The sequence below is a fragment of the Roseiarcus sp. genome, assembly GCF_052145395.1.
Classification (GTDB): domain Bacteria; phylum Pseudomonadota; class Alphaproteobacteria; order Rhizobiales; family Beijerinckiaceae; genus Roseiarcus.
Map to the genome: position 1 here is coordinate 1 of NZ_JBKQOT010000241.1, position 2935 is coordinate 2935.

The 2935-nt window shown below is 66.0% G+C and carries 2 protein-coding genes; both read right to left on the bottom strand.

Annotated features, from left to right (window positions below; genetic code table 11):
- Positions 1-42 precede the first annotated feature (42 nt).
- Positions 43-489: an IS66-like element accessory protein TnpA gene (tnpA, locus tag ACLP25_RS08270; RefSeq protein ID WP_442468732.1), complete on the bottom strand. Its 447-nt coding sequence runs from the start codon at positions 487-489 to the stop codon at positions 43-45.
- 177 nt (positions 490-666) lie between these two features.
- Positions 667-2935 (bottom strand): ATP-binding protein (locus ACLP25_RS08275; RefSeq protein WP_442468733.1); only part of this gene is annotated, 2269 nt, incomplete at its 5' end.

Sequence of the window (2935 nt, forward strand, 5' to 3'; positions counted from 1 at the left end):
GCCGCGACGCCACCAAGACCTTCAACTCGCCGCGAAGGCCGATCACGACGTGCGCCGCAGCGCAGCCAACACAACCGAAAGCGTCCTGGCGTCAACGCCCTCGGGAACATGAACGCGCGCGCCAGCCGTCTCGATCTCTATCATCCGTCGGGGCGATGCCGATTCAGGCGCGCCTTCGCCACTACCCGTCTCACTCGCCTTGGCAATCGCTACGGGGACAAACAGTGGCGCCTGCGTCGCCGCCGCTTCCTGAGCCTGCGCCCTTGCGCGTCTTCGCCAATAATGCAGCAGGCCGCCGTTGACGCCATTCCGACGCGCTACCGCCGAGATATTCGCGCCCGGCTCAAAGCTCTCCGCCAAAATCCGCGCCCGCTCCTCATCACTCCCGCGCAGGTGGCGCGGCGTTCCGGTGATCAACTCGACGCGGCGATAGCGATCATCGCTTTTGCGACTGTCATGATGAGTGTCATTGTGACTGTCATTCTTCACGGCGATATCCGACGTATCCCACGGCCCGCTCACAAGGCTATCGGATCACACGCGATTTGGTAGGTGGGATCGTCGTGCCGCTTACCCTCTATCTCTCCAGCACTTACTGAAAGACCGGAGTTCGCGACGAAGCCGGCTTTGGCGGAACGGAGGGAAAGCGCCAGGAGCGGGAGTTCGTCAGGACGCAGCATTCGGGTCCCTCTCCAGCGCCAAGAGGAGCGCTTGTGCCTCTTTGAATTCCACTCCATCGCGATGCTCGCCTACGGCCGCTATGACCGGCGCGAGAGGGTGGCGCGCTCCGATCGCGTCCCCCGTCTTCGCCATATGCTGAGCCAGGTCACGGCTCGCTCGCAGCAGATAGAGGCCGGCGCCCTGGCTGCGGGCGACCGCGACCGCCGCCGTGAAGGCTTGACAAGCCCGATCCGCTCGGCCCCGATGCGCGTCGATCCGACCCTCGAGTCTCAGAAGCTCCGCCATGGCATAAAGCTCGCCCCTCCGCTCGGCTTGTTCCCGTTTGTTTAACAGCGCCTTCTCGGCGGCTTCGAGATCGCCGACGGCAAGCGCCGCCTCGGCAAGCAGGGACGACCACGTCGGAACGTGCAGTGCGGCGCCTGTCTTTGCCCAGTTGCGAATCCCCGCCTCGGTCTCGGCAAGTCCTTCCGGGCTCCCATCGAGATGCGCGCGGGCGGCGCCCCGCAAAATCTGATGCGCCGCGGACCAGAAGACAAAACCGTGCTCGGCGCAGAATTCCAGCTGGCGCGAGGACAGCGCGGCGCAGGCGACGAAGTCCCGCCGCATGAGCATAATGAGGCTGAGGATCGTCGAGGCGAAAGGGACAATCAGGGGAAAGTTGAGCGACTCGGCCTGCGCTACCGCCTCGAGCGCCGTCGAGAGTCCGGAATCGAGCAGACCCTGCAACGCGAGAACAAGGCCCTTGTATTGGAGGGCCACGACCTGCGGTTCTTCGCCGTGCCGCGCGAGGCTCGCGCCCCGCATCGCGCGCGCGCCTTCCGCGAGGCATCGATCGAAAGCGCGGAGCGCGCCAGCGAAGTCGCCTTTGCTCATCAAGGTCGAGCCGAAGGCCCGCAGGGCAAGGCTCATCCGCTCGGCGCTTCCGTCCAGTTCGCCGATGGCGATCAGCCGCTGCGCCAGCGTGAACGCCTGGTCGAGTTCGGCTCGGTCGTAAAAGTAATGCCAAAGCCCGCGCGTGCTCGTGAACACCGCTTCGCGGTCGCCCAGTCTGTCGGCGAGCGTCTCCGCCTCATGGTAGTTGCGCTCGACCTCGGTCGACGCATAGCCTCGCGCGGCGAGCAGCGCCGGCCCGACAGCAAGCCGCAGGGCTAGTTCCCGCTCGTCCCGCGCCGCGCCTGGCGGCAAGTCGGGAACGAGAAGGAGCGCATTCCCAAACGAAACCACCGCCTCGGGATTGGCGAAGCGACGCATCGCCCGCGACCCGGCGCGATCCCACCACTCGATCGCGGCGTCAGGCATGCCGGCCTGAGCGAAATGGTGGGCCACAAGACTCGGCTCCTCCTCGGCGCGGTCGGGAAACTGGTTGCACAGACTCTCTGCGATCTGCTGGTGAAGGACCTGCCGGCGGCTCTTGAGGAGGCTCTGATAGGCCGCGTCCTGGACGAGCGCGTGTTTGAAAACGTAGGTAGCGCGAGGCGGCGCGCCGCGCGTGAAAACGAGCTCGGCCGCCTCCAACTGGCGAAGCGCCTCCGCCAAGTCCGCCCCTTTCACCGGCGCGATGGATTCGAGCAGCCGGAAGGAGAACTCGCGGCCGATCGCCGCGCCGATCTGCGCCACGCCCTTGACGGGAGCGAGCCGATCGAGGCGAGCCATCAACGAATCCTCGAGCGTTGAGGGGATCGCGAGGGGCGTCAGCCTCGAAGCGAGGACATAAGCGCCACCCTCCTCACGGAGGAGGCCGGACTCGAGAACAGTCTTGGTCAATTCCTCGATGAACAGCGGCACTCCGTCCGTCTTGGCGACAATCTGGTCGAGGACTTCAGCGGGGAGGGCCTTGCCCGCCGCGACACGGTCGATCAGGTCGACAGCATGTCGCCGCCCGAAGCGACCGAGCGACAAGAGCTCGAGATGCGCGCGGCCAGTCCACGGCGGCGCGAAGTCAGGCCGGAACGAAACGACAATCAGCGTGCGCAGGCGGGGCGCGAGTTCGATCAGCCGCGTGAAGACCTCGATCGACGTCGGGTCGATCCAATGGGCGTCTTCGAGTATCGCCAGTACCGGCGCCTCGCGCGTAAGGCCCTCGTAGAGGCCGATGAGCGCGGCGATCGAGCGCTCCTTCTGCTCGGCAGGCGCCATGTCGACCGGCGGGTAACGGCCCTCTAACGGGACCAAGCAAAGCGAGGCGATGAGCGGCGCGACCTCCTTCACATTGAGACTCGAGCGAGCGACCATGGCCTCGATCTGGTCGAGCCGC